This window comes from Streptococcus sp. 1004_SSPC (assembly GCF_001069025.1).
GTDB lineage: Bacteria > Bacillota > Bacilli > Lactobacillales > Streptococcaceae > Streptococcus > Streptococcus vestibularis.
In genome coordinates this window covers 1-26,325 of record NZ_JWGQ01000061.1, presented here as the reverse complement: position 1 = coordinate 26,325, position 26,325 = coordinate 1, and the positions used below count along the sequence as shown (strand labels likewise).

General features: G+C 38.6%; 27 protein-coding genes and 1 pseudogene. 26 read left to right on the top strand and 2 right to left on the bottom strand.

Annotated features, from left to right (window positions below; genetic code table 11):
* Positions 1-51: 51 nt before the first annotated feature.
* Entirely contained in the window at positions 52-972 is a 921-nt protein-coding gene (coaA, locus tag ADF62_RS04630; RefSeq protein WP_037621505.1) for a type I pantothenate kinase, read from the bottom strand.
* Positions 973-1,082: 110 nt separating this feature from the next.
* On the opposite strand from coaA, the gene ADF62_RS04625 reads away from it, so the two are divergent.
* The 8 genes from ADF62_RS04625 to ADF62_RS04590 all read left to right on the top strand — a co-directional run bounded on the left by ADF62_RS04625 (position 1,083) and on the right by ADF62_RS04590 (position 8,830).
* Positions 1,083-1,673, top strand: coding sequence for a class I SAM-dependent methyltransferase (locus ADF62_RS04625; RefSeq protein WP_003093879.1), 591 nt, complete (start codon positions 1,083-1,085; stop codon positions 1,671-1,673).
* Positions 1,670-2,947: a pyrimidine-nucleoside phosphorylase gene (locus ADF62_RS04620; protein WP_003097398.1), complete on the top strand. Its 1,278-nt coding sequence runs from the start codon at positions 1,670-1,672 to the stop codon at positions 2,945-2,947. The genes ADF62_RS04625 and ADF62_RS04620 overlap by 4 nt, the downstream gene beginning before the upstream one ends.
* Before the next feature lie 33 nt (positions 2,948-2,980).
* The gene (gene deoC, locus ADF62_RS04615) at positions 2,981-3,643 is read left to right on the top strand and encodes a deoxyribose-phosphate aldolase (protein WP_003097397.1); all 663 of its coding nucleotides are present in this window, start codon (positions 2,981-2,983) and stop codon (positions 3,641-3,643) included.
* Entirely contained in the window at positions 3,630-4,028 is a 399-nt protein-coding gene (locus ADF62_RS04610) for a cytidine deaminase (protein WP_003097396.1), read from the top strand. Before deoC ends, ADF62_RS04610 begins: the two co-directional genes overlap by 14 nt.
* Before the next feature lie 67 nt (positions 4,029-4,095).
* Complete coding sequence (locus ADF62_RS04605) at positions 4,096-5,160, top strand: BMP family lipoprotein (protein ID WP_172798561.1); 1,065 nt, start codon at positions 4,096-4,098, stop codon at positions 5,158-5,160.
* Between the two features lie 113 nt (positions 5,161-5,273).
* Positions 5,274-6,812 (top strand): ABC transporter ATP-binding protein, encoded by a 1,539-nt coding sequence (locus tag ADF62_RS04600; protein ID WP_003093565.1) that lies wholly within the window; start codon positions 5,274-5,276, stop codon positions 6,810-6,812.
* Positions 6,805-7,872, top strand: a complete 1,068-nt coding sequence (locus ADF62_RS04595) for an ABC transporter permease (RefSeq protein WP_048788200.1) — start codon at positions 6,805-6,807, stop codon at positions 7,870-7,872. Before ADF62_RS04600 ends, ADF62_RS04595 begins: the two co-directional genes overlap by 8 nt.
* A 1-nt stretch (position 7,873) precedes the next feature.
* Positions 7,874-8,830, top strand: a complete 957-nt coding sequence (locus ADF62_RS04590; protein WP_003093997.1) for an ABC transporter permease — start codon at positions 7,874-7,876, stop codon at positions 8,828-8,830.
* 107 nt (positions 8,831-8,937) lie between these two features.
* On the opposite strand, the gene ADF62_RS04585 is transcribed toward ADF62_RS04590, so the two are convergent.
* Positions 8,938-9,573, bottom strand: coding sequence for an MBL fold metallo-hydrolase (locus ADF62_RS04585; protein WP_003093355.1), 636 nt, complete (start codon positions 9,571-9,573; stop codon positions 8,938-8,940).
* A gap of 95 nt (positions 9,574-9,668) precedes the next feature.
* On the opposite strand from ADF62_RS04585, the gene ADF62_RS04580 reads away from it, so the two are divergent.
* The 18 genes and pseudogenes from ADF62_RS04580 to ADF62_RS11140 all read left to right on the top strand — a co-directional run.
* Positions 9,669-12,155, top strand: a complete 2,487-nt coding sequence (locus ADF62_RS04580) for a bifunctional DnaQ family exonuclease/ATP-dependent helicase (RefSeq protein ID WP_003097393.1) — start codon at positions 9,669-9,671, stop codon at positions 12,153-12,155.
* A gap of 144 nt (positions 12,156-12,299) precedes the next feature.
* A complete protein-coding gene (locus ADF62_RS04575) occupies positions 12,300-12,782 on the top strand; it encodes a DUF5590 domain-containing protein (RefSeq protein WP_003093469.1) in 483 nt (160 codons plus the stop codon).
* Positions 12,783-12,786: 4 nt separating this feature from the next.
* Positions 12,787-13,968 (top strand): pyridoxal phosphate-dependent aminotransferase, encoded by a 1,182-nt coding sequence (locus ADF62_RS04570; RefSeq protein WP_003097388.1) that lies wholly within the window; start codon positions 12,787-12,789, stop codon positions 13,966-13,968.
* Positions 13,969-14,005: 37 nt separating this feature from the next.
* Complete coding sequence (asnS, locus tag ADF62_RS04565) at positions 14,006-15,352, top strand: asparagine--tRNA ligase (RefSeq protein ID WP_003097385.1); 1,347 nt, start codon at positions 14,006-14,008, stop codon at positions 15,350-15,352.
* Between the two features lie 26 nt (positions 15,353-15,378).
* Entirely contained in the window at positions 15,379-15,786 is a 408-nt protein-coding gene (locus ADF62_RS04560) for a hypothetical protein (RefSeq protein ID WP_003097384.1), read from the top strand.
* A 108-nt stretch (positions 15,787-15,894) separates the two neighbouring features.
* Complete coding sequence (locus ADF62_RS04555; RefSeq protein ID WP_002891112.1) at positions 15,895-16,275, top strand: RidA family protein; 381 nt, start codon at positions 15,895-15,897, stop codon at positions 16,273-16,275.
* Between the two features lie 174 nt (positions 16,276-16,449).
* Positions 16,450-17,103 (top strand): 7-cyano-7-deazaguanine synthase QueC, encoded by a 654-nt coding sequence (gene queC / locus ADF62_RS04550; protein ID WP_048675580.1) that lies wholly within the window; start codon positions 16,450-16,452, stop codon positions 17,101-17,103.
* Entirely contained in the window at positions 17,103-17,546 is a 444-nt protein-coding gene (queD, locus tag ADF62_RS04545; RefSeq protein ID WP_003097378.1) for a 6-carboxytetrahydropterin synthase QueD, read from the top strand. The genes queC and queD overlap by 1 nt, the downstream gene beginning before the upstream one ends.
* Positions 17,539-18,255, top strand: a complete 717-nt coding sequence (gene queE, locus ADF62_RS04540; RefSeq protein ID WP_003097376.1) for a 7-carboxy-7-deazaguanine synthase QueE — start codon at positions 17,539-17,541, stop codon at positions 18,253-18,255. Before queD ends, queE begins: the two co-directional genes overlap by 8 nt.
* A 122-nt stretch (positions 18,256-18,377) precedes the next feature.
* A complete protein-coding gene (queF, locus tag ADF62_RS04535) occupies positions 18,378-18,869 on the top strand; it encodes a preQ(1) synthase (protein WP_003097375.1) in 492 nt (163 codons plus the stop codon).
* 458 nt (positions 18,870-19,327) lie between these two features.
* Positions 19,328-19,567, top strand: coding sequence for a hypothetical protein (locus ADF62_RS10275; RefSeq protein WP_003097371.1), 240 nt, complete (start codon positions 19,328-19,330; stop codon positions 19,565-19,567).
* A 161-nt stretch (positions 19,568-19,728) separates the two neighbouring features.
* Entirely contained in the window at positions 19,729-19,983 is a 255-nt protein-coding gene (locus ADF62_RS10270; RefSeq protein WP_003097369.1) for a hypothetical protein, read from the top strand.
* A gap of 598 nt (positions 19,984-20,581) precedes the next feature.
* Positions 20,582-21,352 carry a DUF1003 domain-containing protein gene (locus ADF62_RS04525; RefSeq protein WP_003093760.1) on the top strand — a complete coding sequence of 257 codons (771 nt, stop codon included), beginning with the start codon at positions 20,582-20,584 and terminating at the stop codon, positions 21,350-21,352.
* Positions 21,333-22,223: an RNase adapter RapZ gene (gene rapZ, locus ADF62_RS04520; protein WP_003093833.1), complete on the top strand. Its 891-nt coding sequence runs from the start codon at positions 21,333-21,335 to the stop codon at positions 22,221-22,223. The genes ADF62_RS04525 and rapZ overlap by 20 nt, the downstream gene beginning before the upstream one ends.
* Positions 22,220-23,194: a YvcK family protein gene (locus ADF62_RS04515; protein ID WP_048788199.1), complete on the top strand. Its 975-nt coding sequence runs from the start codon at positions 22,220-22,222 to the stop codon at positions 23,192-23,194. Before rapZ ends, ADF62_RS04515 begins: the two co-directional genes overlap by 4 nt.
* A complete protein-coding gene (gene whiA, locus ADF62_RS04510; protein WP_003097366.1) occupies positions 23,191-24,102 on the top strand; it encodes a DNA-binding protein WhiA in 912 nt (303 codons plus the stop codon). The genes ADF62_RS04515 and whiA overlap by 4 nt, the downstream gene beginning before the upstream one ends.
* A 17-nt stretch (positions 24,103-24,119) precedes the next feature.
* Positions 24,120-25,517 carry a C69 family dipeptidase gene (locus ADF62_RS04505; protein WP_048788198.1) on the top strand — a complete coding sequence of 466 codons (1,398 nt, stop codon included), beginning with the start codon at positions 24,120-24,122 and terminating at the stop codon, positions 25,515-25,517.
* A gap of 83 nt (positions 25,518-25,600) precedes the next feature.
* Positions 25,601-26,325: pseudogene (locus ADF62_RS11140) on the top strand (IS3 family transposase); the annotation flags it as partial.

Here is a 26,325-nt window from a genome sequence, read left to right as displayed (position 1 = left end):
TTATCTAACTATGTCATTATACGTTATTTTAGGTCCCTTGGCAAGCTTTTTCTATTTTTTTAAATGAATGAGGTCGATTTTATGATTATCACCTTTATGAAGAATAAGCTCTGCACGATTTCGTGTAGGCTCGATATAATTTTCTAGATTTACCAAGTTGATTTCTTCCCAAGTTTTTTGCGCTAAGGAAAGTGCTTCTTCTTTTGTAAATTTGGTAAAACGATGGTAATAGTTGTTTTCATCTTTTCGAGCAAGTTCAAGAAGAGTTTGAAAACGTTCAAGATACCAAGTTTTGATATTTTTTACGTCAGCATCAATATAGATAGAAAAATCAAAATAGTCACTCATATAGAGACGTTGGTTAATGGGATTCTGAAAAACATTAATACCTTCAACAATTAGGAAATTTGGTTGACTAATTTCTTGAGTAAGTCCTGGTACAATATCATAAATTTCATGTGAGTAAACAGGAATGTTGACGTCCCCACTATTTTTTATGGTATCTAGAAAATTGAGAAGTAGTGGCATGTCGTAGGATTCGGGGAAGCCTTTACGATTAAGTATTCCCTTATCTATGAGGACCTGGTTTGGGAATAAAAAACCATCTGTTGTCACCATATCAACCTTCGTCTTAGGGAAGGTTCTTTGAAGAAGTAGTTGCAGAAGGCGACTGGTTGTTGATTTTCCGACTGCAACAGAACCTGAGATACCAATAACAAAAGGTCTGTTAGCCTGTGTTTTTTGCAAAAAAATACCTTTTGAAAAGGTGAGGTCCTCTGCAGCTCGCTGATAGATATGAATCAAATTGATTAAAGGAAGATAGATGTCCCTCACTTCCTGAACGTCAATCTTGTCATTTAAACTCTTAATGGATTCTAGTTCTTCTGAGGTTAATGATACTTGATCTTCTTGATAGAATCTTTGCCAATCGTTCCGAGATATAGTTTCAAAATTGATAAATTCATTTAACATAAGTTCCATTATATCAAAAAAGGATTCGAGATGTAAGCCTTACCATTTAACTAGCCTTAGTTTTATATTTCTGTTAGAATAAAAGAAAAGGACTATTTAGAAGGAAAATTATGTCAAAAATGTACTATGCTGAGACGCCAGATGCGGCTCACGATATTCATGATTTAAAAGTAAATCTATTAGGAGAAAGTTTCCAGTTTTATACGGATGCTGGAGTATTCTCTAAGAAAATGATTGATTTTGGAAGTCAAGTACTTCTGAACGCTTTAGATTTAGAGGCTGGAAAGACAGTTCTTGATGTAGGTTGTGGTTATGGCCCTCTTGGTATCAGTTTAGCCAAGGTTCAAGGAGTCAAAGTCACTATGATTGATATCAATAGTAGGGCTATAGATTTGGCTAAACAGAATGCCGAACGCAATAAGGTCGAGGCTACTATTTTTCAATCCAACATCTATAAGAATGTCACAGGAAGCTTTGATTATGTGATTTCTAATCCCCCCATTCGTGCTGGTAAGAAAGTGGTTCATCAAGTTATTGAGGAAGCCTACGACCATCTCAATCTAAGTGGTACTTTAACTATAGTGATTCAGAAAAAACAAGGAGCTCCGTCAGCTAAGGCTAAGATGGAGGAAGTGTTTGGAAATGCTGAAGTTGTAAAGAAGGACAAGGGATATTATATCCTAAGAAGTGAAAAGGTATGAGAACAGTTGATTTAATTGAAAAGAAAAGAGATGCTGGAGAATTAACCACAGAAGAAATTACTTATCTCATTAATGGCTACGTTTCTGGAGCAATACCTGATTATCAGATAGCTGCTTTGGCAATGGCTATTTACTATCAAGGTATGTCTATTCGTGAAATCCATGATTTAACGACAGAAATGGTTGCTTCGGGTGAACAATATGACCTGTCAGAAATCCCAGGTGTTAAGGTGGACAAACATTCGACCGGAGGTGTTGGTGATAAAGTAACCATTATTCTCATGCCACTTGTAGCTAGTTTTGGAGTGCCAGTAGCTAAAATGAGTGGACGTGGTCTTGGTCATACAGGCGGAACTATTGATAAACTCGAGTCTATTAAAGGTTATCAGGTTGAACGTAGCAAGGAAGAGTTTATTGACCAGGTTAAAGAAATTGGGATTTCTCTTATTGGTCAGTCGGAACATTTGGTTAAGGCTGATAAACTCTTGTATGCTCTACGTGATGTGACTGCAACAGTAGATTCTATTCCTCTAATTGCAAGCTCTGTCATGTCTAAAAAAATTGCAGCAGGTGCTGATAAGATTTTGCTGGATGTTACCGTTGGTCAAGGGGCTTTCATGAAAAACATGTCAGATGCTGAGAAGTTGTCTGAGACTATGGTTGCACTAGGTCGCGAAGTAAATCGTCAAACAATCGCTGTAATTACAGATATGAGTCAACCACTAGGTAAAGCTATTGGTAACCGTCTAGAAATCACTGAGGCGATTGAAATTATGCAGGGTAAGGGTCGTGAGGATATCACTGACTTTATCTGCGAGCTAGCCGAAATTTTATTGGATTTAGCACAGGTTGAGGTTAGCCCAGAAGAAATTCGTCAGCATCTAGTTGGTGGAAAAGCACTTGCCAAGTTTGAAGAGCTCATTCTAGCTCAGGGCGGTGATATAGAGGATCTTTATCGTTGTAGTAATGCGCCTATTATGACAGAAATTCATGCAGATGAAGCTGGTTACATAGAGGAGCTTCCAGCTATGGCTTTTGGGAAGTTTGCCATGCAATTAGGAGCAGGTCGTGCTACAAAGACTGACAGTCTTAATTATGAAACCGGAATTGTTTTTGAAAAGAAAGTTGGCGACTCTGTAGCTCAAGGAGACCTTATCGCTAAGGTCTATAGCCAAGAAATTTTATCTGAAAAAATGCTGACTGAATTCAAAAAAAATGTTATTATTGGTAGAGTGTGTAAAAAGCCAAATGAAATATTGAAAATTATTTCTTAGGACTTAATCTCAATCTAATTAAGGAGTTTTTTTATGTCTGTTAATAGCTATATTGATCATACTTTATTAAAAGCTGACGCTAATGAGGAACAGATTTATGCCTTAATTGACGAGGCTAAGAAATATCAATTTGCGAGTGTTTGTGTTAATCCAACTTGGGTAAAGACTGCAGCAGAACTTTTGAAAGACAGTTCTGTTAACGTCTGTACAGTAATTGGTTTTCCTTTAGGGGCTTCTACATCAGCTGTCAAGGCCTTTGAAGCTAAGGATGCTATTGCTAATGGAGCTGATGAAATTGATATGGTTATCAATATTGGTGCTCTTAAATCTAGAAATCTTAAATTAGTTGAAGACGACATTAAAGCTGTTGTTGAAGCTAGTGGAAGAAGTCTTGTAAAGGTAATCATTGAAACTTGTCTCTTAACTGATGAAGAAAAAGTCCAAGCTTGCCAATTAGTAAAACTAGCAGGTGCAGATTTTGTGAAGACATCTACAGGATTCTCTACTGGTGGGGCTACCATTGAGGATATTGAACTCATGCGTGAGACCGTTGGCCCAACTATGGGAGTGAAAGCATCAGGTGGTGCTCGTACACTTGAGGCTGCCCAAGCCTTTATCAAAGCTGGGGCAACCCGTATTGGTACTTCGTCTGGAGTTGCCATTACGAAAGGTCAAGAAAGCCATGACAGTTACTAACAAAGATAAAGTGATAGAAGCAGCTCGATTGGCAGCAGAAAATGCCTATGTTCCCTACTCTAAGTTTAGAGTTGGTGCGGCTTTGATTACAAAAAATGGAGAAATCTTTCAAGGCTGCAATATAGAAAATGCCTCTTTTGGGTTGACCAATTGTGCAGAAAGAACGGCTATTTTTAAAGCGGTATCTGAAGGATACTGTGATTTTGAGTGTCTCGCTGTTTACGGTGATACCAAAGAGCCTATATCACCATGTGGTGCATGTCGCCAAGTGATGGTTGAATTTTTTGAATCTGATTCTAAAGTGATTCTTATCGCTAAAGATAAATCGACAGTCGAGATGACAGTCGGAGAGTTGTTACCATACTCTTTTACAGACTTACAATAGTCTAGTTGTTTTATTCTTTATTAAGCAAGTTTTCTTGCAAGTTATAGGAGGAGTGTTCAAGATGAAATTGAACAAGAAAATTATTGGAATTGGCCTTGTTGCTGTAGCAGCACTTGGTCTTGTGGCCTGTGCTCGTGGTGGACGAGGTGGTTCAGCAGCTGATTCGAAAGTTAAAGCTGCAATTGTTACAGATACTGGTGGTGTTGATGATAAATCATTTAACCAATCAGCATGGGAAGGTCTTCAAGCTTGGGGTAAAGCTAACAAACTTGAAAAAGATTCAGGTTTCACATATTTCCAATCAAACTCAGAATCTGATTTTGCAACAAACATGTCATCAGCTGTAGACCAAAATTATAATCTTATCTTTGGTGTTGGTTTTGCACTTCACGATGCTGTTTCAGAATCAGCTAAAGATAACGAGAAAATTAATTACGTTATCGTCGATGATGTAGTTAAAGACCAAAAGAACGTTGAAAGCGTATTGTTTGCTGATAATGAAGGAGCTTACCTTGCAGGTATTGCCGCAGCAATGCAATCAAAAACAAACAAAGTTGGTTTCATCGGTGGTCAAAAATCAGACACAATTACACGTTTCGAAGCTGGTTTCACTGCAGGTGCTAAATCTGTAAAACCTGATATTGATGTTCAAGTTCAATATGCTGAGTCATTCTCTGATGCTGCCAAAGGTTCAACTATTGCTTCAACAATGTATGCTTCAGGCGCAGATGTTATCTATCAAGCAGCTGGTGGAACTGGTACAGGTGTCTTCACAGCCGCTAAAGAGGTTAATGAAAAACTTAGCGCTGATAGCGATAAAAAGGTTTGGGTAATCGGTGTTGACCGCGACCAATCAGCAGAAGGAAACTATACATCTTCAGACAATAAAAAATCTAACTTTGTATTGACTTCAACAATCAAACAAGTTGGTGCAGTCGTTAAAGACATTGCTAACGATCAAGTTAAAGGCAAGAAATTTGAAGGTGGTAAAACTAAGACTTATGGTATCAAAGATGGCGGTGTTGACATCGTAACATCTAATCTCCCTTCAGATATTAAGGATGCAGTCGTAAAAGCTAAAGAACAAATCAAGAATGGTGAATTGAAACCAACTGATGGTCTTAGCAAATAATGGGTTAAGTACACACACTTAGACTTTAAACTGGGACAATTTTTGTCTCAGCAAAGGGAAGCAGTTTATGATTTCCTTTGCTGATATAATAATTATTTTTGAGAGGAGATTGTATGACCAAGCCAAATGTCATTGAAATGCACGACATTACCAAAAAATTTGGTGAATTTGTTGCAAACGATCACATCAATCTCGATGTGAGACCAGGAGAAATCCATGCCCTCCTCGGTGAAAATGGTGCAGGTAAGTCAACCTTGATGAATATGCTTGCAGGTCTGTTACAGCCTACAAGCGGAACAATTAAGGTAAATGGGCAAGCTGTGACGATTGATTCACCGTCTAAAGCAACAAAATTGGGTATTGGGATGGTCCACCAGCACTTTATGTTGGTTGAAGCTTTTACAGTTGCTGAAAACATCATTTTAGGTAGTGAAGTGACCAAATCTGGTGGTGTTCTTGATATGAAGAAGGCTGTAAAGGAAATTACAGAATTATCTCAACGATACGGCCTGGCGGTTGATCCATCAGCTAAGATTGCAGACATCTCTGTCGGTGCCCAACAACGTGTTGAAATCCTTAAAACCTTGTACCGTGGTGCTGATATTTTGATTTTCGATGAGCCCACAGCCGTTTTGACACCTTCTGAAATTACGGAGCTTTTAAACATCATGAGAACTTTGGTTAAGGAAGGTAAGTCTATTATCCTTATCACCCATAAGTTGGATGAAATTCGTACGGTTTCTGATCGTGTTACGGTTATTAGACGTGGTAAGTCAATTGATACAGTTACTATTGAAGGCTCTACAAATGCCGATTTGGCTGAAATGATGGTTGGTCGTCATGTTTCCTTTAAGACAGATAAAATTCCTTCAAATCCTAAAGAAGTGGTTCTTTCTATTAAAAATTTGGTGGTTAATGAGAATCGAGGTGTTCCAGCTGTTAAAAACTTATCGTTAGATGTGCGTGCTGGTGAGATAATTGGTATCGCTGGTATTGACGGAAATGGACAGACAGAACTTGTCCAAGCAATTACGGGACTTCGTAAAATTAAATCTGGTGACATCACTATTAAGGGTGAGTCTATCATTCATAAGACTACACGTCAGATTACTGAGATGAGTGTCGGTCATATTCCAGAAGATCGCCATCGTGATGGTATGATTCTTGAGATGACAGTTGCTGAAAATATTGCTCTTCAAACCTATTATAAGGAGCCTAATTCTAAGAACGGTATTTTGAATTATAATATCATAAATGCAAAGGCTCGTGAATTGATGAACGAATTTGACGTTCGTGGTGCTGGAGAATTAATCGCCGGTGGTGATTTGTCAGGTGGTAACCAACAAAAAGCAGTTATCGCCCGTGAAATTGACCGTAATCCAGATCTTCTTATTGTAAGTCAACCAACTCGTGGTCTTGATGTTGGTGCCATTGAGTACATCCGTAAACGTATTATCGCTGAACGTGATAAAGGTAAGGCTGTCATTGTTGTCAGCTTTGAATTGGATGAAATTCTTGATATGTCAGATCAAATTGCTGTTATCTATGATGGTGCAATTCAAGGTATCTTAGATCCTGCTGAAACCAATAAGCAAGATCTTGGTATCCTTATGGCTGGTGGACAATTGAATAAGGAGGAAGCAAATGTCTAAAAAAACACAAAATTGGGCAGTTCCTTTAATTGCTGTTCTCTTGGGAATGTTGGTCGGTGCTGTTTTGATGTTAATCTTTGGTTACGACCCATTCTGGGCTTACTACGATCTTTTCTCAACGGCCTTTGGCTCTTTGAAAAATATCGGTGAAATTCTACGTGCCATGAGTCCATTGATTCTGATTGCACTTGGTTTCTCTGTAGCATCTAAGGCAGGATTTTTCAACGTTGGTTTGCCAGGGCAAGCCTTAGCTGGTTGGACCTCTGCTGTGTGGTTTGCATTAGAGTTTCCAGAATTACCAAAAGTGGTTTCAGTTTTCTGTACAGTAATCATCGGTCTTGTAGCTGGTGGTATCGCTGGTGCAATTCCGGGTATTCTTCGTGCTTATTTGGGAACTAGTGAGGTCATTGTTACCATCATGATGAACTACATCATTTTGTATGTAGCAAATAATATTGTTCGATTTGGTTTTACAGCCGACATGTTGCGTTCATCAGAAGCATCTAATAAGGTCGCATCCTCTGCAAGCTACCAAACAGAATTCTTATCATCTTTAACTGGTGGCTCACGTTTTAATATTGGTTTCTTCCTTGCTCTTGCAGCAGTTTTCCTTGTTTGGTTCATGCTCAAGAAAACAACAACTGGTTTTGAAATTACATCTGTAGGTCTCAACCCTCATGCGTCTGAATATGCAGGGATGTCATCAAAACGTGTTATTATTATGTCTATGATTATTTCAGGTGCCCTTTGTGGACTTGGAGGAACAGTAGAAGGACTTGGTACCTTCCAAAATGCATTTGTTCAAAACTCTTCATTGGCAATTGGTTGGAACGGTATGGCGGTTGCTCTTTTGGCTACTAATTCACCTATTGGTATTCCGTTTGCTGCCCTTCTTTATGGTGTCTTGTCTGTAGGTAAGAGTGGTATGATTGGTGTGCCTTCTGAGGTTATCGACGTTGTATCTGCTTTGATTATATTCTTTGTTGGTGCTAACTACATTATTAGATATTGGGTTCTCCCTCGTCATAAGTCAGTGAAAGCTAAAGGAGGACAAAACTAATATGGACTTCATTACAATTTTAGCCTTGATTGTTGCCTCTATGCTGAAATACTCAGCACCATTGATTTTCACAAGTATCGGTGGTACTTTCTCTGAACGAGGTGGTATCGTAAATGTCGGTCTTGAAGGAATCATGGTTATTGGAGCCTTCGCAGGTGTTATCTTTAACTTGAATTTTGCAGATAGCTTTGGTGATGCAACTCCTTGGATTGCCGCGATTGTAGCAGGTCTTATTGGTCTTGTTTACTCATTGCTCCACGCGGTTGCGACCATTAATTTCCGTGCGGACCATGTTGTTTCTGGTACGGTATTGAACTTGATTGCTCCATCTTTAGCAGTCTTTCTGACACGTGTTATCTTTGGTGCCGGTCAAACACCAGCTATTAGCCATAACTTTAAAACTGTATCATTTCCAATTTTGAGCCATATTCCAATCTTGGGTAAAGTCTTCTTTACGAACGTTTCCTTGATTGCATATGTAGCTATTTTGGTTTCAGTTGTGTCATGGTGGGTTATCTTCAAGACTCGCTTTGGTTTGCGTCTTCGCTCAGTAGGTGAGCATCCACAGGCTGCAGATACACTTGGGATTAACGTTTATCGTATGCGTTACTACGGTGTTATGATTTCTGGTTTCCTTGGTGGTGTTGGTGGTGCGGTTTACGCCCAATCGATTTCAAATAACTTTGCCGTTACCACTATTGCTGGTCCTGGTTTCATCGCTTTGGCTGCTATGATTTTTGGTCGTTGGAATCCAGTTGGAGCTATGCTCTCAAGTTTGTTCTTCGGTTTGTCACAATCATTGGCAATCATCGGAAAACAGTTACCTGTTATTTCACATGTACCAAACGTCTATTTGCAAATTGCACCATATATTTTGACAATTATTGTTTTAGCTGCATTCTTCGGTAAAGCCGTTGCACCTAAAGCAGATGGTGTTAACTATATCAAATCTAAATAGGAACTCAAAAGAGTTTCTGATGAGAAGGAAGGCCCTTGGGCCTTCTTTTCTGTACTCAAAAAGCCCAACTTTGCCGAAATGAGAACAGCAGTGATGAGCTTTTCTTTTTATGAAAAATGTGGGTTAAAGACTTTTTCGTGACCGATAGTTGTGTCCCATCCGTGGCCTGGGAAAATGCGATAGTGATTAGGAAGAGTGAAGAGTTGCTCTTGAATGCTAGAAAGTAACTGGTCGTGATTACCTGTAGGAAGGTCCCATCGCCCAACTGTTTCTTTAAAAAGGGCATCACCAGAAAAAACAGTTTCTTCTTTTTCAAAGATAAAGGAAACTCCACCGATAGAATGTCCAGGAGTTGGAACGACTTTAAACTGGAAGTTGCCGATGTTATAGTCCTTGATAAAATCAAAGTAGTAGTCAGCAGGATTGACAATAACATCCTCCATATCATCATGACGTGGAAGACCAGACAAATTATGAACAGGATTCATTAACCAGTCTTTCTCAGTTTCTGCGACATAGACAGGTGGGTGGTTATAAGCTTGACGGACAGCTTCGACGCTTATAATGTGATCGTAGTGCGTGTGGGTCAAGAGGATAGCCACAACAGGTTTAGCAATTTCCTCGAGTTCAGCTAAGATACTTGAAGTGTTGCTTCCTGGATCAATGACTAAGCTGGCTGATTCATTTTCTAAAATATAGGTATTTTCCTGGGCAACAGGATTTAAAATTCGTTTTATTTTCATAGCTCTAGTTTAGCACGAAATTCAGGCTTTTTCCAATATCAGAATGATGGTTTTGTCTTTTTTTGGTGTCTTGGATATGCTATAATAAGGTCACTATGAGTGAAAAAAACACGAATAAATATGCCATTGTTGATTTGGAAGCTACATCGGCTTCATCAACGGCTTGTATCATTCAGGTGGGAATTGTCATCATGCAAAACGGTCTGGTAATTGATGAATTTGCGAGTGACGTTAACCCACACCAAGAACTTGATGATCATATTGTTCACTTAACAGGAATTACTGATCAACAGTTGTCTCAGGCACCAGATTTCTCAGAAATTGCTAGAACCATTTTTGAACTGATTGAGGATTGTATTTTTGTTGCCCATAATGTAAAATTTGATGCTAACTTGCTTGCAGAGGCACTTTTTATGGAGGGCTTCGAACTAAGGACACCACGTGTTGATACGGTAGAATTGGCTCAGGTCTTTTATCCGACGCTAGAACAATATAAACTTTCTTATTTATCACAAGTCTTAAATCTTGACTTAGCACAAGCTCATACAGCAATTGAAGATGCGAGAGCTACAGGACAGCTTTTGTTTCATTTGATGGATAAGATTGCTAGCTTACCTAGACAGACCATTGATATGCTTTTGACATTTTCTGATAATTTGCTTTTTGAGTCTGAATTGGTTATTCGTGATGCTATAAAAGGTAAAACTAACAGTCTTTCAAAGGAATATGTCATGCTTGAGGAATCTGGTATCGTACTTCGTAGACCTTTGACTTACATGTCGGAACGTAAGCTTTCTCAAGATTTTGAAACTAATATTGCTCTCTTAGGTTTGGAATCAAGATCTAAACAAGAGGAATTTGCGAAGACAGTGAGGAGGGAACTTGACAATACTGATATTTCAATGATTCAAGCTCAAACTGGAATCGGGAAAACCTATGGCTACCTGCTCCCCTTGTTAGCACAAGCCGATGTCGATAAAGTAGTAGTAGCTGTTCCGACCAAGCTTCTTCAAAATCAGATTATGAGTAAGGAGGCTAAGGCCTTAGCAGAAGTTTTTAACATTAGCTTTCATAGTCTCAAAGGACCAACGAACTATATCAAATTAGATGCTTTTTACCATACCTTATTACGTCAGGATAGTAACCGTTTGATTAATCGTTATAAAATGCAACTTTTAGTTTGGTTGACTGAAACCGAAACTGGTGATCTTGACGAAATTAAACAGAAACAACGCTACATGGCTTATTTTGATGAAATCAAACATGATGGTAAGCTAAAGGCAGATAGTCTTTTTGCAGGTTACGATTTTTGGAAGCAGTCTTATCAAAAAGGTCAAGAAGCTAGAGTTGTTGTAACCAATCATGCTTATCTATTGACACGTATGGAAGATGACCATGATTTTGTTCGAGGAAAGACTCTTGTGATTGATGAAGGACAAAAGATGGTTCTGGCTTTGGAACAGTTTTCACGTCATCAAGTCAATCTTACGACTCTTTTGCAACAGATTCATCGTATTCTTGATAGTGATAGTCAGACTTTGTTGCAACAGCGTTTGCTTGAAAATTTGCAGTTTGAAGTGAGCCATTTAATTCAAGAGCATCAACGATTCCCTCAGAAGCAGTATAATCGACAGCAATTAAATCGTTTGCTTCAAACCATTTCTGAACTTGAAGGTGAGAGTGATGTGATGGAGATGCTGTCACCATTGAACACACCGCTTTACAGTCATTTTTGGCTTGAAACAGACTATTATCAGGAACATCGCGTTACTTATTTAAAGGCTTCACGTCAGGAGCTATTGAAATTATCAAGTTATCTCCCAAGTGCTCAAAAAGTGTTAATCGTTTCAGCAACAATTGATATTGGTCCAGACGTCGATGTGGCTGATTTATTAGGACTAAGTCAGGTACGTAAAGTAAGGCTTCCAATGGAAACTTTACCAAATCAAGCTATCTGGATTGATCAAACCATGCCTATGATTGGTGTTTCTTCTGAAGAAGAATATGGAGAAGCGATTGCAAAGCGACTCCAGAAACTATCTGCAATGGGATATCCTATTTTAGTATTATTTACATCTCGAAAGAGTATGATAGCTGTTTCTGATTTGTTAGATCATAGGAAAGTTCATCACTTGACTCAAGAGAAAAATGGGACAGCTTTTAATGTCAAAAAACGTTTCGATAAAGGTGAGACTAATCTCTTACTTGGTATGGGGTCGTTCTGGGAGGGTGCTGATTTTGCTCAACAAGATAAGGTTATCGAGGTTATCACACGTCTTCCTTTTGACAATCCTAAAGATCCTTTCTATCAAAAAATAGAGTCTTTGTTATCTAAGCAAGGAAGAAGTACTTTTGATAGTTACAGTCTCCCGATGACGGTTTTACGTTTCAAACAGGCTATTGGCCGTGCCCAAAGAAGACCAGAACAGCGATCAGCTATTTTACTAATGGATAATCGTCCCCTAGTTAAGAGCTATGGAAAACTGTTCATAAAGGAAGTGTCACAAGAAATCATCCTAAAACATGCCCCATTTAAGCTGCTGAAAGAGGACATTCAAGAATTCTTAGAAAAAGACTGCTAATTTCTTAGGCAAAGATATTCTAAGACGACAGAGTTTCTATGCATTTCCTGAGTCATAAAAAGATAGTTATTACCAGTGATATAGCTATGTAAAGATTTCTCTTTTTCTGATATAATAAATTCAGAAACTTTTTTAGGAGGCATTATGCGTAAACAACGACAACCGTGGACAAAAAAGCAACAGCTTATTTTTGGAATGATTGTACTTGTTGTGACTGTAATTGTGTCCATTACAGCAATGCTAGTTGTTGCGGTAAAGCCCTATGTCGATGCTGAGAAGCAAGTGATTGCCATAGCTAAGACCAAAGCTGATCTTCATACTGTTTCTGAATTTAATATCTACAACGGTCAGGCAACCTACTACGGACTTCTTGGAAAGTCTGGTCAAGGTGAGAAACTGGCTGTTATCGTGAGTCATGATTCAGGTGAGGTTGATATCTACAAGCAATCGGATGGTATTAGTAAGTCAGTGGCTAAAAAAGCAGCTAAAGCCTATGGTGCTAAGGATATATCCTATGTCCACCTAGGAAAATATGGCAAAACTCCTATTTGGGAAGTGAAGTCAGGAACCCAGTATTATCTGGTTGATTTTATCTCAGGTCAGGTTATTAAAGTGGAAGGACTATAATGAAATGACAAAATTATCAAATCGTGTATTACAAATGGAAGAAAGTGTTACTTTAGCTGCCAGTGCGCGTGCTAAAGCTCTTAAAGCTCAAGGACGTGATATCTTGAGTTTGACACTTGGTGAACCAGATTTTGTGACACCTAAGAACATTCAAGATGCTGCCATTGCCTCTATTGAAAATGGTAAGGCAAGTTTCTATACCGTAGCTTCTGGACTCCCAGAACTTAAGGATGAGATTAGCACTTACATGGAAAACTTCTATGGCTATGCTGTAAAACCAAATGAGGTTGTTGTTGGCACTGGTGCGAAGTTTATCTTATATGCTTTCTTTGCTACGGTTATCAATCCTGGTGATGAAGTCATTATTCCAACACCTTGCTGGGTTTCTTACGTAGACCAAGTTAAAATGGTTGAAGGTGTTCCGGTCACTTTCCAAACGACTGAAGCTAATCACTTTAAAGCAACGGTTGAACAACTTGAAGCAGCCCGTACTGAAAAAACTAAAGTTGTCTTGCTTAATTCTCCATCAAATCCAACAGGAATGATTTATAGTAAGGAAGAATTGCAAGCAATTGGTGACTGGGCGGTTGAGCACGATATTTTGATTTTAGCTGATGACATTTATGGCCGATTGGTCTATAATGGCAATACTTTCACACCAATTTCAAGCTTGTCAGATGCTATTCGTAAGCAAACAATTGTGATTAATGGCGTTTCTAAGACCTATGCTATGACAGGTTGGCGCGTGGGATTTGCTGTAGGAGATCCAGAAATTATTTCAGGAATGGCGAAGATTATTAGCCAAACAACATCAAATCTTACAGCAGTTTCTCAATACGCTGCTATTGAAGCTTTAACCGGTGATCAGTCTTCTATCGAAGAGATGCGTCAAGCCTTTGAAGAACGTTTAAATACGATTTATCCACTCTTGGCTGAAGTACCCGGATTTGAAGTTATCAAACCTCAAGGTGCCTTTTACCTTTTCCCTAATGTTAAAAAAGCTATGGAAATCAAAGGCTATACAGATGTCAATGATTTTACCAATGCCATCCTTGAAGAGGCAGAGGTAGCTTTAGTGACAGGTGCGGGATTTGGTGCTCCTGAAAATATTCGTTTTAGTTATGCTACAGATTTAGATACTCTGAAAGAGGCTGTTCGTCGTATCAAAGCATTTATGGAAAAATAAATTTTAATATAAATCAAAAGAAAAGAGAAGTAATTACATGTCTAAACAATTAGTTTCAATTATTGATGTGCCTAAACACGTGGGCGAAGAAATCACTATCGGTGCATGGGTAGCTAACAAATCAGGTAAAGGGAAATTGGCCTTTCTTCAATTGCGTGATGGAACTGCCTTTTTCCAAGCGGTAGCTTTCAAACCTAACTTCATCGAAAAATACGGTGAAGAAGAAGGTACTGAAAAATTTGATACTGTTAAACGCCTTAGCCAAGAAACATCAGTTTATGTGACTGGTGTGGTCAAAGAAGACGAACGTTCAAAATTTGGTTACGAGTTGGATGTGACAGCAGTAGAAGTCATCGGTGAATCACATGATTACCCAATCACACCAAAAGAACACGGAACTGACTTCTTGATGGATAATCGTCACCTTTGGTTGCGTTCACGTAAACAAATGGCTGTTCAACAAATTCGTAATGCGATTATTTACGCAACTTACGAATTCTTTGATAAAAATGGTTTCATCAAATTTGATAGTCCAATTTTGTCGGGAAATGCAGCTGAAGATTCAACAGAATTATTTGAAACGGATTACTTTGGTACACCTGCTTACCTAAGCCAATCTGGTCAGCTTTACCTTGAGGCTGGTGCTATGGCTCTTGGTCGTGTCTTTGACTTTGGTCCTGTTTTCCGTGCCGAAAAATCAAAAACACGTCGTCACTTGACTGAGTTCTGGATGATGGATGCCGAGTATTCGTTCTTGTCACATGATGAGTCTCTTGACTTGCAAGAAGCATATGTTAAAGCGCTTATTCAAGGTGTTATTGATCGTGCGCCACAAGCTCTTGAAATTCTTGAACGTGACGTAGATCTTCTTAAGAAATACATTGCTGAGCCATTCAAGCGTGTATCTTATGATGAAGCAATTGATCTTCTTCAAGCACATGAAAATGATGAAGATACAGATTATGAGCACCTTGAACATGGAGATGACTTTGGTTCACCACACGAAACTTGGATTTCGAACTATTTTGGTGTTCCAACATTCGTTGTTAATTATCCAGCAAGTTTCAAGGCCTTCTACATGAAACCAGTTCCTGGTAATCCTGATCGTGTTCTTTGTGCAGACCTTTTGGCACCAGAAGGTTATGGTGAAATCATCGGTGGTTCAATGCGTGAAGATGACTACGATGCTCTTGTAGCTAAAATGGATGAACTCGGAATGGACCGTTCAGAATACGAATTCTACCTTGACCTTCGTAAATATGGTTCAGTACCACACGGTGGTTTTGGTATCGGTATTGAACGTATGGTTACTTTCGTAGCTGGAACAAAACACATCCGTGAAGCTATTCCATTCCCACGTATGTTGCACCGTATCAAACCATAAGTAAAATTCTTTAGGAGTGCAAAAGTATGAAAAGATGGTTACTCGGTCTTTTGGCCTTACTTTGTATGGTTTCAATGGTAGCTTGTAGCAAGTCTGCTCCCTCACTAGAGGGTGACTGGCAGGCACAAGATGCCTTAAAGAAGGATTATACGATTGTCTTTAAGAAAGATAAGTTCAAGATTGGTGAGCAGGTTTATAACTATACAGTGGATGGTCCGAAATCTAAAGCTGACTTTACCTATTTTTCGTTAAAAGTAAAAGATCAAGGGAAAGAGACGACTTATACGATATTTTTCCCAACAAAATCAAAAGAAACAGCCCTCTTTTTACAACCTAATGATGACAAGGAGCCTCTGAAAGGGCAAATGCTCTTTGCACTCAATAAAAAGGAAAAACCAGAATACTATGACTATGTCAAAAAGTATATGAAATAATAAGAGAAGGATTAGTTTGGAGCTAATTCTTTTCTTTTTGAAAATACCTGTTTCAATTTTCAGAATATTTTGCTATAATAACAACATACTAGTCGAAGGAGAATTATCATGGCAAAAACTATTCATACTGATAAAGCACCAGCTGCAATTGGACCTTATGTTCAAGGTAAAATCGTAGGAAATCTTTTGTTTGCATCTGGCCAAGTACCATTGTCACCAGAAACAGGTGAAATCATTGGTGAAACGATTCAAGAACAAACAGAACAAGTCCTTAAAAATGTTGGTGCAATTTTGGCGGAAGCTGGAACAGACTTTGACCATGTTGTCAAAACAACTTGTTTCCTTAGCGACATCAATGATTTTGTTCCATTTAACGAGGTTTATGCGACTGCATTTACATCTGACTTTCCTGCACGTTCTGCGGTGGAAGTAGCACGCTTGCCAAAAGATGTTAAAATCGAAATCGAAGTTATTGCTGAGATTGATTAAGGAAGAGAGTCTTGGCTCTTTTCTTTTTATCTTAACTATGATATCCTATTAAGGATAAATCATTTTCGATGTTTGGGAGACACCATCGCTAAAAAAAACCATTACTGGCGTTTTTTTGGCTCCCCCAAGGGGCCTTTTTATGTGTCTCAGACATCACGAATAAAGAGGAATATTATGAAACGTCAATCAGCTTTGGTCGTCTTTAGTGGCGGTCAAGATTCTACTACTTGCCTATTTTGGGCTTTAAAACATTATGAAACTGTTGAACTAGTTACCTTTGCTTACGGGCAACGTCATAGCTTGGAAATTGAAGTAGCTAAAGAAATTGCGCAAGAACAAGGGCTAAAGCATCATGTTTTGGATATGTCTTTGCTTGGTCAAATCACTGAAAATGCCTTAACATCTGATATTGAGATTGAGGCAGAAGAAGGTGAAGTTCCTAATACTTTTGTGGACGGGCGTAATCATCTTTTCCTTTCTTTTGCAGCTGTTCTAGCCAAGCAACGTGGTATTACTGACATTATTACGGGTGTTTGTGAGACAGACTTTTCTGGTTATCCAGACTGTCGTGATGTTTTTGTCAAATCACTTAATGTCACACTCAACCTTGCTATGGCCTATGACTTTGTTATTCAGACTCCTCTTATGTGGTTAGATAAGGCTGAGACTTGGGCTTTGGCTGACCAACTAGGAGCTTTTGACTATGTTCGTGAAAAAACACTGACTTGTTATAACGGTATTATTGGGACTGGTTGTGGGGAATGTCCTGCCTGCCATTTGCGCCAAAAAGGACTTGAAAAATATCTAGCAGAAAGAGGAGAAGCTTAATGTTCTTTGCACCGAAAGAAATCAAAAAAGAAACAGGTGAGTCTTTGGTTTACAATTCTCACCGTACAATGGTTTCTAAAGAGTTTACTTTTGATGCTGCCCACCATCTCTTTCATTATGAAGGCAAATGCAAATCGCTTCATGGTCATACCTACCATCTTCAAATAGCAGTGAGTGGTTACTTGGATGAGCGTGGCATGACCTATGATTTTGGTGACCTTAAGAGCATTTACAAGGATCATTTGGAACCTCATCTGGATCACCGTTATCTCAATGAGACTTTGCCTTATATGAACACGACTGCAGAAAATATGGTTTTCTGGATTTTTCAGACGGCTAGTGAATATCTTCCGGAGGAGCGTGGGCTTCGTTTGGAGTATGTACGGCTATATGAGACACCGACAGCTTTTGCGGAGTTTAGACGGGAGTGGTTAGATGACTAGAGAACGAGTACTTAAACTACCAGTCCTTGAAATTTTTGGGCCGACCTTTCAAGGTGAAGGTCGAGCTATTGGGCAAAAGACCATGTTTGTAAGAACTGCAGGATGTGATTATCACTGTGATTGGTGTGATTCTGCCTTCACCTGGGATGGTTCAGAAAAACCAACACGAATGACAGCTGATGAGGTTATTGAAGCTTTAGATGCGCTAGGAACTTACGACTATGTTACTCTATCTGGAGGAAACCCAGCTCTGCTAGCGGCTAATATGGCTCAACTCGTTTCAAAACTCAAGGCAAGAGGCGTAACCCTGGCCGTTGAAACACAGGGTTCTCGCTGGCAGGAGTGGCTAAAGGATATTGACCAAGTAACCTTAAGTCCTAAACCGCCATCATCCAAGATGGAAGTCAATATGGAAACCCTTGACTTTATTGTTTCCCAGCTGGATCCTGATAAAGTTACCTTCAAGGTTCCTGTTTTCGATGATGCAGATTTAGCCTTTGCTAAAATGATTCAGGAGCGTTATCAACCAGATGTTATGTTTCTCTCAGCTGGTAATCCTGAACCGAAAGCAGAGGGTAATATTGTCCAACATCAATTAAATCGCCTTAAAGAACTGTGGGAGACAGTAGCTGCCGATGACTCATGGGGCAATGTACGTGTTCTCCCTCAGCTTCATACCCTACTCTATGATAATGAGCGCGGAGTATAATCTTCACATTCTATAAGCTTAGAATTGATAGTATTTTGACTTTTTTAATGATTAACATTAGAAATTTAGATTAAAAATTGACCATATTAAGGTCTAGAAAAATTAACAATAAAGGAAGAAAAATGTCACAACAAGAAGAAATGAAGAACCTCACTCTCCTTGGTAATAAGGAGACACCTTATATTTTTGAATACTCTCCACAAGTCTTGGAGTCTTTTGATAATCGTCACACTGATAATGATTACTTTATCAAATTCAACTGTCCAGAATTTACGTCACTTTGTCCTATTACTGGGCAACCTGATTTTGCAAGCATCTATATTTCTTATATTCCAGATCAGCTCTGCGTTGAGTCTAAATCTCTAAAGCTTTACCTCTTTAGTTACCGTAATCACGGTGATTTCCACGAAAACTGTATTAATACCATTGGTAAAGATTTGGTAGAGCTTTTGAATCCTCGTTACCTAGAAGTTTGGGGTAAATTTACCCCTCGTGGTGGTATTTCGATTGACCCTTATTATAATTACGGTCGTCCAGAAACTAAGTATGAAAAGATGGCAGAGCAACGTCTCTTTAATCACGATCTTTACCCGGAAAATATTGATAATCGTTAATATCTTTCTAAAAGTCCTTATGAAAATAATGGACTTTTTTCTTGTCCAAAAATTGATTAAGTGGTATCGGAAGTAAAAATATTTTTGACATTATATTGGTCATATATTAGAAAGTTATATTATTGAAATAGTTTGACAATAGAAACTTTCTTTCTCACAATTAAGTTGTAAAACGCAGTGTAAGAGGTCGCTTTAAAAGAGGTGTGTTTGTTTTTTAAATGGGGATGAAAACAATAAGAAAAAGTTTACGTTTAATTTCGTGTGTTGTATTAGGAGCAGCCATACTAGCACCAATGGTGGTCGGTAAAGACGACCATGCTGAAGCTGATACTTATTATGGTAATGGATATACTTATAACTCATGGTATAACAACTATTATTCTGAATATAACTAAGGATATGATTATGGTTATAACAATTATAACGAATCAGGTGCTTACCGATTTAGCAACGGTTATTTGTACTACATCTTAAGTGATGGTAGCTACTATGTGAACTATAACGGTTGTTGGGTTTGTGGTGGCGACTATAATAACAATAATGGTGGTTCTAACAATACACTAATGATTGGTTATGAGATTTTGAGAAACGCTCCTCACTACCGTTATGAAAATGATATTCACTATTATTTGAAAGATGATGTCGATTATTACTATTATTCAAATGGTAAGAGGGTACTTTTAAATATTAAAGCATAGATTCTGAAGCTCCAATAACCTCAGAAACAGCTTCAACAGCCGATTCAAGTTCAGAAACAAGTTACGAAGTCCCTGAACTTGAAATACCAGCATATGCACCTGAGACCAATATTGACTATGATAAGTGACCAAAACTAACATTGCCACCGACAGATTATCCTATGTATTCAGATCCAAGATTTGTCGATGACAATAGCACTGCAAGTGATAATCCAGAGCTTAATCCAGAATTCCATAATTCTGTAGAGAATGACGAGTACATGTATGATAACAATGCATCAAGCATTAAATTATATTTTGAAAATGTAGTTGGAATAGGTGAAGCTGGTGAAGATCTTCCATTCCAAAATGTTGATGAATTCAGAGGCTATGTCATTAATAATTTTGCTCCAAAATTCATAGACAATGCTGGCTGAGGTTGTAATGTAACTTGGGAAATGAAGATATTGACAACTTCAACGCTTTTAAGGGCATTGCTTGGGCACGTGACTATTTATTATAACTAATCTCAAGAGCTATGTTGACGACAAAAAAATATAGTGATGTTTAATTTAGATATGTTAAATTTATTTATCATGTAGAACCAACTGAAAATTCTGACTATGTTGAGCTTGATTCAGCGATGGCTGTATTTAACGAAATCAATGCATAACGTAAAGCAGCAGGTTTGCCAGAGCTTACATGGTCTGATGATCTTTACAATAGCACAACTCTTCTACATGCCAAAGATATTTCACACAGATATAACAGTGATGGTATTGTTATCGTCGTGAATCTGATGGTTCAGTGGTATTTGTGAGCGTCTCATGAGTCCAGATGTTACCCAAGCAGCAGTTGCTTGCGTTGTCGCTGGTGATGCTACTTACTACTGGACCTTAAACTACCAATAAGAAGATTTTAAATATTGTCCCAATATAGGAGGAGCCCGAGATTAGTCTTGGATTCTTTTACTTTATAGATTGAACGTTTGAGTCTTCAATGTGGTATAATAAAGCCTAGAAAGAAGGCGAAACTATGCAGGTAAAAAGAGTTCAAGATTATATCTCTAAAGAGTGGTTCGACGAGACAGATGGTTCTTATTTCGAACGACTGAATAGTCGTTTACAGGTCCTTCTAAGAAAAGACTACCCTGATTTAAAAGGACATGATTTTATAAGTAATATCAGTCTTTTGGACTATAGGTTAGTTTTTCTCGATGAGGTTATCTCCAATGCTAATGAGAAAAATGAGCATGTGCGTGAAACAGTTCATGATGTGACCAAGAGTTTGCTATACGAAGACCAGGATGTCCAGGAACAATTGGATAGTCGAATTACTTTTGGCCAAAAGGTGGCTGATGAAGTGGCCAGATTTGGTGGATCTTGGACTTTTATCTTGTCATTCATTGCTTTTATGGGGATTTGGATGGGGCTGAATGTCGTCCAACCCTTTGGTATTGCCTTTGACAAGTACCCATTTATTCTGTTGAATCTCGCCTTATCTACACTGGCTGCAGTTCAGGCACCTCTGATTATGATGAGTCAGAATCGAGCATCGGATTATGATCGATTGCAAGCACGAAATGACTATCATGTCAATAAACAATCAAAGGAAGAAATCCGACTTTTACATGAAAAGATTGATCACTTGGTGCAACAAGACCAATCAGATTTGCTTACTATTCAAAAATTGCAGACAGAAATGCTAATGGCAGTTAGTCAACAAGTTGAGAAGATATCAGATGATATTCGTGTTTTGAAAGAAATGAGACTAGAAAGGGAGACTCATGAAGACAAAGATAATTAATTTAGTTGTTGTTACAGGGATGAGTGGTGCAGGTAAGACTGTAGCAATTCAATCATTTGAGGACATTGGTTATTTTACCATTGATAATATTCCACCTTCACTGGTGCCAAAGGTTATTGAGCTATTGAAGCACAGTGAAGAGACAGATAAGATTGCTCTTGTTGTCGACATGCGTAGTCGTGTTTTCTTTGACGAAATTAACGATATTCTAGATCAGTTGGAAAGCAATGAGGAACTCAATTTCAAAATTCTTTTCTTAGATGCTACGGATGGTGAATTAGTTTCACGTTATAAAGAGACACGTCGTAGTCATCCACTAGCGGCAGATGGACGTGTTTTGGATGGAATTAAGCTAGAGCGTGAACTTTTGTCACCACTTAAGAGTTTGAGTCAAAACGTGGTGGATACAACTGAACTAACTCCACGTCAGCTTCGTAAGGCAATTTCTGAACAATTTTCATCTGAGCAAGACCAATCTTCTTTCCGTATTGAAGTTTTGAGTTTTGGATTTAAATATGGATTGCCATTGGATGCAGATTTGGTATTTGATGTCCGTTTCTTGCCAAATCCATATTATGATCCTACTCTTCGTAACCTCACTGGCTTGGACAGAGAAGTTTATGATTTTGTTATGACTCATAAGGAATCAGAGGATTTTTACAAGAATTTAAGTCACCTCATTAAACCAATTCTTCCAGGCTATCAAAAAGAAGGTAAATCTGTTCTTACCATTGCTGTTGGATGTACAGGTGGTCAACACCGTAGTGTAGCTTTTGCGCATCGTCTAGCTCAAGATTTGAAAAATGATTGGACGGTAAATGAAACACATCGTGATAAGGATAGACGTAAGGAAACGGTGAATCGTTCATGAAAAAACCAAGAATTACAGTAATAGGTGGGGGAACTGGTATTCCAGTTATTCTTCGTAGTTTGCGTCATAAAGATGTTGATATCACCGCTGTTGTAACTGTGGCTGATGATGGCGGTTCTTCAGGAGATCTGCGTGATATTATGAAACTAACTCCTCCAGGGGATTTGCGTAATGTTTTGGTTGCTATGAGTGATATGCCTAAACTTTATGAACGCGTTTTCCAATACCGTTTTGATCAAACTGATGGAGCTTTAGCTGGTCACCCACTTGGAAACCTGGTTATCGCTGGAATATCAGAAATGCAAGGGTCTACCTATAATGCTATGCAGCTTTTAACGAAGTTTTTCCATGTTACAGGTAAGATTTATCCTGCCAGCGAGACTGCTCTAACCCTTCATGCCGTTTTTCAAGATGGACATGAGGTGGCAGGCGAGAGTAGCATTTCTCAATACGACGGCATGATTGAGCGTGTCTATGTGACCAACACCTACAATGAAGAGGTGCCGAAGGCAAGTCGTAAGGTTGTTGATGCCATTATGAATAGTGATATGATTGTACTAGGCCCTGGCTCTCTTTATACATCGATTTTGCCAAATCTGGTTATACCAGAGATTCGTCAAGCACTTTTAGAGACCAAGGCTGATGTCACTTACATTTGTAATATTATGACTCAGTATGGAGAAACGGAGCAATTTTCAGATGCTGACCATGTGGCCGTTCTCAATCGTCATCTTGGCTCTGATGTTATTGATAATGTTTTGGTTAACATCAAAAAGGTTCCTCAGGAATACATGGCTAGTAATAAATTTGATGAATACCTTGTTCAGGTTGAGCATGATTTTGAGGGCTTACGTCGTGAAGCAAAAACAATTGTTTCTTCTAATTTTCTGCGACTTGAGAACGGAGGCGCCTTCCATCATGGCGATTTGGTAGTGGAAGAGCTTATGCATCTAGTGAGGAAGAAGTCATGAGTTTCACGATTAAGGTTAAAGAAGAGATAATTGCAGCCTCGAGTAAAGATATAGCGGAATTGTCAGCATTGATTAAGATGTCTGGTTCCGTTGGTTTAACGAATCAAGGACTGACTCTCTCTATTTCGACAGAGAATGCAAAAATTGCTCGTCATATCTACCAGTTGATAGAAAATCGCTACCATTGCAATCCTGAATTGAGACATTATAACAAGACTAATCTCAAGAAAAATCGTGTTTACACTGTCTTTGTTGCTGAGAATGTCAATGACATTTTGTCTGATTTACAATTAGCAGATTCTTTCTTTGGCTTTGAAACAGGCATTGAAACGTCAATAATGGAAGATGACGAGGCTGGAAGGTCCTATTTACGGGGGGCTTTTTTGGCAACTGGAACGATACGCGATCCTGAAAAAGGCCGTTATCAATTGGAAATCTTCTCTGTCTATCAGGACCATGCAGAAGATCTAGCCTCTCTCATGAAAAAATTTATGCTTGATGCCAAGGTTTTAAGCCATAAAAATGGTTTTGTAACCTATCTTCAAAAAGCTGAGGATATTATGGATTTTCTCATCGTTATTGGTGCCATGACTTCTAAGGAGATTTTTGAAGAGGTCAAAATTATGAGGGAGACCAGAAATGACCTCAATCGTGCTAATAATGCTGAGACAGCTAATATTGCTAGGACAATTAGCGCTAGCATGAAAACAATAAATAACATTATCAAGATTATGGATACGGTTGGCTTGGAGGTTTTACCAGTTGAACTGCGTCAAATTGCCCAACTCCGTATTGCTAATCCAGATTACTCTATCCAGCAAATCGCAGATAGTATAGAACCTCCTCTAACCAAGAGTGGTGTCAACCATCGTCTCAGAAAAATAAATAAGATAGCAGACGATTTGTAAGTAGAAAGGAAGCTTTTATGGCTTGTACAACGATTTTAGTAGGTAAGAAAGCCTCATATGATGGCTCTACCATGATTGCACGTACTGAAGATTCTCAATCAGGCGTTTTTACGCCCAAAGAGTTCCTAGTAGTGACTCCTGAAGACCAACCACGTCATTATCAGTCTGTGCTTAGCAAGTTTTCAATTGATTTGCCAGATAATCCTTTACGTTATACCTCTGTACCAGATGCACTTGGTAAAGACGGTATCTGGGGAGAGGCTGGTATTAACTCAGCTAATGTTGCCATGAGTGCAACAGAAACAATCACCACCAATGCGCGCGTACTCGGTGCAGACCCTCTTGTTAAAGATGGTTTTGGAGAAGAGGATATGTTAACATTGGTCTTGCCTTATATCAAAACTGCGCGTGAAGGCGTCCTTCGCTTGGGTGAACTCCTTGAAACTTATGGCACATATGAGTCAAATGGTATTGCTTTTGCAGATACTGAGGAAATTTGGTGGTTAGAAACAATTGGTGGTCACCATTGGATTGCCAGACGTGTTCCAGACGATGCCTATGTCACTAACCCAAACCAACTTGGCATCGATCACTATGAGTTTGAAAATCCAGACGACTATTTAGCCTCACCAGATATCCGGAACTTTATCAATAAGCATCATTTGGATTTAACCTATTCTAACGAACACTTTAATCCACGTTATGCTTTTGGTAGCCAACGAGATAAGGATCGTCATTATAATACACCACGCGCTTGGGCTATGCAGAAATTTTTGAACCCAGAAAAGGACTATGATCCAAAATCATTCTTCATTCCATGGTGCCAAAAACCTTACCGTAAAATTACAGTTGAAGATGTTAAATACGTTTTGAGTCTTCATTACCAAGATACGCCTTATGATCCTTATGGACCTCAAGGAGACGCTATGAGTCAACGCCAATTCCGTCCAATCGGTATCAACCGTACTAGTCAAACGGCTCTCTTGCAAATGCGTCCTAACAAACCCTCAGAAACGACAGGTATCCAATGGTTAGCCTATGGATCAATGCCATTTGGTACAATGGTGCCATTCTGGACTCAAGTCGGAACGACACCTGCTTATTTCCGTCAAACAACAGATAAGGTTGATACAGGTAATTTTTACTGGAGCAACCGTTTGATTGCTGCAATCTGTGATCCGCATTTCCAACAGCATGAAGCAGATTTGGATGACTATGTCGAAACAACTATGGCACTTGGACATGCCATGATTAATCGTGTAGATACTGCTTTGGAAAATGATGAAAGTATTGATTTTGAAACTGAAAATCAAAAGATTAGTGACCAGATACAGTTAGAAACAGATAAACTATTGGCAAAAGTTTTAGATGATGCAAGTAATTTGATGACTAATCGTTTTTCTATGAGTGATTAAAGTTATCAAAAAAAGCCTTTCCAATTTTGAACTGCACCCTAAAAGTTAGACAGAAAAAATCTAACTTTTGGGGTGTTTTTATTATGAAATTGACTTATGAAGATAAAGTTCAAATATATGAACTGAGAAAGCAAGGAAAAAGCTTTAAACGACTTTCAAATCAATTTGGTGAACATCTCTGGTCTAATTACATGGTGAAATTAATTGACCGTTATGGAATACACATCGTCAAAAAGGGAAAGATTCGTTACCATTCTCCTAAATTCAAACGAGAAATGTTTGATAAAGTTCTACTTGAAGGTTGTGCTCAACAAAGTGTTTGTCTGGACTATGGGCTCTCAAATCAAAGATTGCTTAACAATTGGATAGTACAATACAAGAAAAATGGGTATACTATTGTTGAGAAAAGAAGAGGAAGAGTACCTAAAAAGTTAAAAGAGCTAGAAGACAGGGACGAAGCCTTACAGCGAGAAAGGAAGAAATAGAGAAATGGTTGTAGGAGGATTTCGACTAGACTTACTTCTGGAAACAGCTCGTTTACCGCAATCAACTTACTACTATCAGGAGAAGAGACTGGGTGGGCTTGATAAAGATAAAGAGCTTAAAGCTGAAATTCAGTCAATTTATTGTGAGCATAAAGGAAATTACGGCTATCGTCGAATGACTCTTGAATTGCGAAATTGTAGTTTTATAGTGAACCATAAAAAGGTGCAACGTCTTATGAAAGTAGCTGTTTTAACCGCTAGAATTCGTCGTAAACGTAAGTATTATTCATATCAAGGAGAGGTTGGCAAGAAAGCAGAGAATC

Coding starts and splice junctions, on each gene's coding strand:
- coaA (WP_037621505.1), bottom strand. CDS start 972: ATGTTAAATGAATTTATCAATTTTGAAACTATATCTCGGAACGATTGG.
- ADF62_RS04625 (WP_003093879.1), top strand. CDS start 1,083: ATGTCAAAAATGTACTATGCTGAGACGCCAGATGCGGCTCACGATATT.
- ADF62_RS04620 (WP_003097398.1), top strand. CDS start 1,670: ATGAGAACAGTTGATTTAATTGAAAAGAAAAGAGATGCTGGAGAATTA.
- deoC (WP_003097397.1), top strand. CDS start 2,981: ATGTCTGTTAATAGCTATATTGATCATACTTTATTAAAAGCTGACGCT.
- ADF62_RS04610 (WP_003097396.1), top strand. CDS start 3,630: ATGACAGTTACTAACAAAGATAAAGTGATAGAAGCAGCTCGATTGGCA.
- ADF62_RS04600 (WP_003093565.1), top strand. CDS start 5,274: ATGACCAAGCCAAATGTCATTGAAATGCACGACATTACCAAAAAATTT.
- ADF62_RS04595 (WP_048788200.1), top strand. CDS start 6,805: ATGTCTAAAAAAACACAAAATTGGGCAGTTCCTTTAATTGCTGTTCTC.
- ADF62_RS04590 (WP_003093997.1), top strand. CDS start 7,874: ATGGACTTCATTACAATTTTAGCCTTGATTGTTGCCTCTATGCTGAAA.
- ADF62_RS04585 (WP_003093355.1), bottom strand. CDS start 9,573: ATGAAAATAAAACGAATTTTAAATCCTGTTGCCCAGGAAAATACCTAT.
- ADF62_RS04580 (WP_003097393.1), top strand. CDS start 9,669: ATGAGTGAAAAAAACACGAATAAATATGCCATTGTTGATTTGGAAGCT.
- ADF62_RS04575 (WP_003093469.1), top strand. CDS start 12,300: ATGCGTAAACAACGACAACCGTGGACAAAAAAGCAACAGCTTATTTTT.
- ADF62_RS04570 (WP_003097388.1), top strand. CDS start 12,787: ATGACAAAATTATCAAATCGTGTATTACAAATGGAAGAAAGTGTTACT.
- asnS (WP_003097385.1), top strand. CDS start 14,006: ATGTCTAAACAATTAGTTTCAATTATTGATGTGCCTAAACACGTGGGC.
- ADF62_RS04560 (WP_003097384.1), top strand. CDS start 15,379: ATGAAAAGATGGTTACTCGGTCTTTTGGCCTTACTTTGTATGGTTTCA.
- ADF62_RS04555 (WP_002891112.1), top strand. CDS start 15,895: ATGGCAAAAACTATTCATACTGATAAAGCACCAGCTGCAATTGGACCT.
- queC (WP_048675580.1), top strand. CDS start 16,450: ATGAAACGTCAATCAGCTTTGGTCGTCTTTAGTGGCGGTCAAGATTCT.
- queD (WP_003097378.1), top strand. CDS start 17,103: ATGTTCTTTGCACCGAAAGAAATCAAAAAAGAAACAGGTGAGTCTTTG.
- queE (WP_003097376.1), top strand. CDS start 17,539: ATGACTAGAGAACGAGTACTTAAACTACCAGTCCTTGAAATTTTTGGG.
- queF (WP_003097375.1), top strand. CDS start 18,378: ATGTCACAACAAGAAGAAATGAAGAACCTCACTCTCCTTGGTAATAAG.
- ADF62_RS10270 (WP_003097369.1), top strand. CDS start 19,729: ATGTATTCAGATCCAAGATTTGTCGATGACAATAGCACTGCAAGTGAT.
- ADF62_RS04525 (WP_003093760.1), top strand. CDS start 20,582: ATGCAGGTAAAAAGAGTTCAAGATTATATCTCTAAAGAGTGGTTCGAC.
- rapZ (WP_003093833.1), top strand. CDS start 21,333: ATGAAGACAAAGATAATTAATTTAGTTGTTGTTACAGGGATGAGTGGT.
- ADF62_RS04515 (WP_048788199.1), top strand. CDS start 22,220: ATGAAAAAACCAAGAATTACAGTAATAGGTGGGGGAACTGGTATTCCA.
- whiA (WP_003097366.1), top strand. CDS start 23,191: ATGAGTTTCACGATTAAGGTTAAAGAAGAGATAATTGCAGCCTCGAGT.
- ADF62_RS04505 (WP_048788198.1), top strand. CDS start 24,120: ATGGCTTGTACAACGATTTTAGTAGGTAAGAAAGCCTCATATGATGGC.